This window comes from Leucobacter sp. M11 (assembly GCF_035726885.1).
Lineage (GTDB): Bacteria > Actinomycetota > Actinomycetes > Actinomycetales > Microbacteriaceae > JAPFRB01.
Map to the genome: position 1 here is coordinate 205,695 of NZ_JAPFRB010000005.1, position 4,163 is coordinate 209,857.

At 68.7% G+C, this 4,163-nt stretch carries 3 protein-coding genes; 2 read left to right on the forward strand and 1 reads right to left on the reverse strand.

What is annotated here, in order from left to right; translation table 11 throughout:
• Nucleotides 1–22 precede the first annotated feature (22 nt).
• Together secF and OOT08_RS16355 are read left to right on the forward strand one after the other, a co-directional pair.
• Nucleotides 23–1,042, forward strand: coding sequence for a protein translocase subunit SecF (gene secF, locus OOT08_RS16350; RefSeq protein WP_325094020.1), 1,020 nt, complete (start codon nucleotides 23–25; stop codon nucleotides 1,040–1,042).
• Nucleotides 1,043–1,069: 27 nt separating this feature from the next.
• Nucleotides 1,070–3,331, forward strand: a complete 2,262-nt coding sequence (locus OOT08_RS16355; protein ID WP_325093885.1) for a RelA/SpoT family protein — start codon at nucleotides 1,070–1,072, stop codon at nucleotides 3,329–3,331.
• Nucleotides 3,332–3,363: 32 nt separating this feature from the next.
• Here the strand turns inward: OOT08_RS16355 and OOT08_RS16360 are convergent, their stop codons facing one another.
• Complete coding sequence (locus tag OOT08_RS16360; RefSeq protein ID WP_325093887.1) at nucleotides 3,364–4,011, reverse strand: hypothetical protein; 648 nt, start codon at nucleotides 4,009–4,011, stop codon at nucleotides 3,364–3,366.
• Between the last annotated feature and the right edge of the window lie 152 nt (nucleotides 4,012–4,163).

Genomic DNA, 4,163 nt, shown 5'->3' on the forward strand with positions numbered 1-4,163 from the left:
CATCGTCCGGGAAGGAAGCATAGTGGCCTCGCTCGCCGATTTCGGAAATGATCTCTACACCGGGAAGCGCTCGTTCAACATTGTTGGCCGCCGCAAGACCTGGTACACCGTCGCCGCCGTGATGATCCTGATCTCGATCCTCGGCCCCCTCCTGCGGGGCGGCTTCACCTTCGGCATCGAGTTCTCGGGCGGCAGCCAGTTCCAGCTGCACACCTCCGAGGTGCGCGAGGAGGCCCCGGCTGAGGAAGCCGTGGCCAGCGTGCTCCCGGACTCGGTGCCCCGCATCTCGATGGTCGGCACGAACGAGATCCGCGTGCAGACGGAGCAGCTGTCGAAGTCGGACAGCCGCGACCTGCGCGAGGCCCTCGCCTCCGCCTACGACCTGGAGGTTGAGGACGTCACCTCGTCCTTCATTGGGGCCTCGTGGGGCAAGGACATCACCCGGCAGGCGGTGATTGCGCTGATCGTGTTCATGCTGTTCGCGGCCGTGGTGATGGCGCTGTACTTCCGGACCTGGAAGATGTCGCTCGCGGCCATGACGGCGCTGTTCCACGACCTGATCATCACCGCGGGCGTCTACGGCATCATCGGCTTCGAGATCACCCCGGCCACGATGATCGGCTTCCTGACGATCCTCGGGTACTCGCTCTACGACACGGTCGTGGTCTTCGACAAGATCCGTGAGAACACGACCCCCGGCGAGCTGAACGAGGCACGCACCTTCGGGGAGTCCGTGAATCTCGCGGTGAACCAGACCCTCGTGCGCTCGATCAACACCTCCGTGGTCGCGCTGCTCCCGGTGGCCTCGATTCTCTTCATCGGTGCCTTCATCCTCGGAGCGGGAACCCTGCGGGACATCTCGCTGGCCCTGTTCATCGGGATCCTGGTCGGGGCGTACTCCACGATCTTCATCGCGGCGCCCGTCTACAGCCACCTCCGCGAGGGGGAGCCAGAGATCAAGAAGCACGACGAGAAGGTGCTGCGCACGCGCGAGCGTGAGGCGGCCCGCGAGGGTGCGCTCGAGGCTCCCGGAAGCGAGTAGACTGGGCCAAAACCGGAGGTAGGCGTCATGAACGAGATCACTACGAGTCAGACGCCTGCCTCCGGTTCCGGCCTGTTCCGGCTGGTGCCGAAGCTGTTCTCCCGGGGCCAACCGCCCGGGGCGGTCGATCAGCTGATCCGCACCGTTCGAACGAATCACCCGAAGCAGGACCTCTCGATCATCGAGCGGGCCTACACCACCGCGGAGCGCGCCCATCGGGGCCAGAAGCGCCGGAGCGGTGAGCCTTACATCACGCACCCGGTCGCGGTCGCGCAGATCCTCGCCGACCTGGGCGTGGACGCCACCACGATCGCCGCCGCGCTCCTCCACGACACGGTCGAGGACACGGAGTACTCACTCGAATCGCTCACCGAGGACTTCGGCGAGGAAGTCGCGATGCTCGTCGACGGCGTGACCAAGCTGGACAAGGTCAAGTACGGCGACAGCGCCCAGGCTGAGACGGTCCGCAAGATGATCGTGGCGATGTCCAAGGACATCCGCGTGCTCGTCATCAAGCTCGCCGACCGCTTGCACAACGCGCGCACCTGGGGCTTCGTCCCCTCGGCCTCCGCGAAGCGGAAGGCCACCGAGACCCTGGAGATCTTCGCCCCGCTCGCGCACCGGCTCGGCATTCAGTCGATCAAGACCGAGCTGGAGGACCTGTCCTTCGCGGTGCTCAAGCCGAAGCTCTACGGGGAAATCGAAAACCTGGTGGGGCAGCGCAACCCGCAGCGCGAGGAACTCGTGCAGGCGGTCACGGACGCGATCGAGCAGGATCTGCGCACGGCAAAGATCCGGGGCGAGGTCACGGGCCGCCCGAAGCAGCTCTACTCGATCTATCAGAAGATGATCGTCCGGGGCCGCGACTTTGACGAGATCTACGACCTCGTCGGCATTCGCGTGCTGGTAAACACGATCCGGGACTGTTATGCGGTGCTCGGGGCCGTGCACGCGCGCTGGACCCCGATCCCTGGCCGCTTCAAGGACTACATTGCGAGCCCGAAGTACAACCTCTACCAGTCCCTGCACACGACCGTGATCGGCCCGGACGGGCGCGCGGTCGAGATCCAGATTCGCACCCACGAGATGCACCAGCGGGCCGAGTACGGCGTCGCCGCGCACTGGAAGTACAAGCAGCAGGGCAGCGCCCAAGCCTCCGGCCGCCCCCAGACCGACATGGCCTGGCTCGCGCACATCTCCGACTGGCAGGCCGAGACCGAGGACCCGAGCGAGTTCCTCGACGCGCTCCGCTTCGAGATCGGCGCGAAGGAAGTGTACGTCTTCACCCCGAAGGGGCGCGTCATCGGCCTGCCCTCCGGCGGCACCCCGATCGACTTTGCCTACGCGGTGCACACCGAGGTGGGCCACCGCACGATGGGCGCGCGCGTGAACGGCCGCCTCGTGCCCCTCGAGACCCCCCTGGCCAACGGCGATGTGGTCGAGGTCTTTACCTCGAAGAACCCCGACGCCGGCCCGAGTAAAGACTGGCTGAACTTCGTCACGAGCACCCGGGCCCGGAACAAGATCCGGCAGTGGTTCACCAAGGAGCGCCGCGACGAGGCCGTGGAATCGGGCCGTGACGCGATCTCCCGGGCCATGCGCCGTCAGAACCTGCCGCTGCAGAAGCTCATGGGCCAGGAAGCCTTCCAGCAGGTCGCGCTGAAGCTGCGCTACGCCGACGTCGACGCGCTCTACGCCGCGGTCGGCGAGGGGCACATCTCGACCCAGTCGGTGCTCGAGAAGGTCATGTCGAAGGTGCGCGAGGAAGACGCCACCGAGGAAGAGGCCACCCCGCTCCTGCTCAGCCAGCCGCAACGCCAGAAGCACACGGGCGCGTCCTCCTCCGGGGTCGTGGTCAAGGGCGTCAGCGACGTGCTCGTGAAGCTCGCGAAGTGCTGCACCCCTGTGCCGGGCGATGAGATTGCGGGCTTCGTGACGAAGGGCCAGGGCATTTCGGTGCACCAGGCCGAGTGCGTGAACTTCCTTGCCCTGAAGAACCAGCCAGAGCGCATCGTCGAGGTCGAGTGGGCCCCCACCGCCAAGAGCGTCTTCCTCGTCCAGATCCAGGTCGAGGCCCTGGACCGCGCGGGCCTGCTCTCCGATGTCACGCGCGTGCTCTCGGAGCACCACGTGAACATTCTCTCCGCCTCGGTGCACACCTCCTCGGCGCGGCTGGCGATCAGCCGCTTCGTCTTCGAGATGGGGGACACGACCCATCTCGACCGCGTTTTGAACGCGGTGCGCCGTATCGACGCCGTCTACGACGTCTACCGCGTGACGGGAGCCTAAGCGGTCACGGTACCTCACCGGTCTCGGCAGCCTCACCGGGTGCCGGGTGCCTCCGGGGCGGGGGAGTCCGGCCCGGAGGCGGCCAGGAGCTGCCCGTAGCGTTCCCGGGCGAGCCTGCTCCCGGGCTGGCGGGCCCGCTCGGCCAGCCGCGCGCCGAGCCGAGCAGCGGCCGCGCGTGGGTCCGCCTGGCCGAGCAGGAGCGTCGCCGCGGCGTCCCTGCCCCGGTCAGCCCACGTCAGCCGGTCGTCGGGGCGCAGCAGGAGATCGAAGACCGTGCGCAGCGGGGCGGTGACGGCCCCGTGCCGCACCGGGACCGCGTCCCCGTCGAGGTATCGCCGCTCCGGGAACACGAGCGAGGGGTGCGCCCGCACCCGCACGCGGTGGGCCCGATCAACCGTGACCTCCACGGGCTCGGCGAGTTCGGCGAGGGCCCCGTGCGCCCACGCGGCGCTCAGCCCGGACACGACGAGCGCCCGCGGCGAGGCGCGCTCCGGCACGGTGGCCTGGGCCGCGCGGAGCACCGCGGCGACCCGGGCATCCAGGGACGCGGCGCCGAGGGGGGTCAGCTGCGCTGGGCCGTCTCGGTGGCCGAGTCCGGCGAGGCGCAGGGCCGCCCAGCGCGAGGGATCGGACCCGGGGGCGGAGCCGGGAACGGCTCGGTGCGGGGGATCGTGGGGCATGATCCCAGTGTGCCCGTGCCCCGCGCGCGCCGGGGGTGATGCGCGCCCCCTGTGCACAACACGACGCCCCCGCAGCGAGTGCGGGGGCGTCGTGGTGGCGTGCGGCTGCGGCTTAGCCCAGCGCGTTCAGCCAGGACTGCTGCGTGGCGAGT

Coding starts and splice junctions, on each gene's coding strand:
- OOT08_RS16355 (WP_325093885.1), top strand. CDS start 1,070: ATGAACGAGATCACTACGAGTCAGACGCCTGCCTCCGGTTCCGGCCTG.
- OOT08_RS16360 (WP_325093887.1), bottom strand. CDS start 4,011: ATGCCCCACGATCCCCCGCACCGAGCCGTTCCCGGCTCCGCCCCCGGG.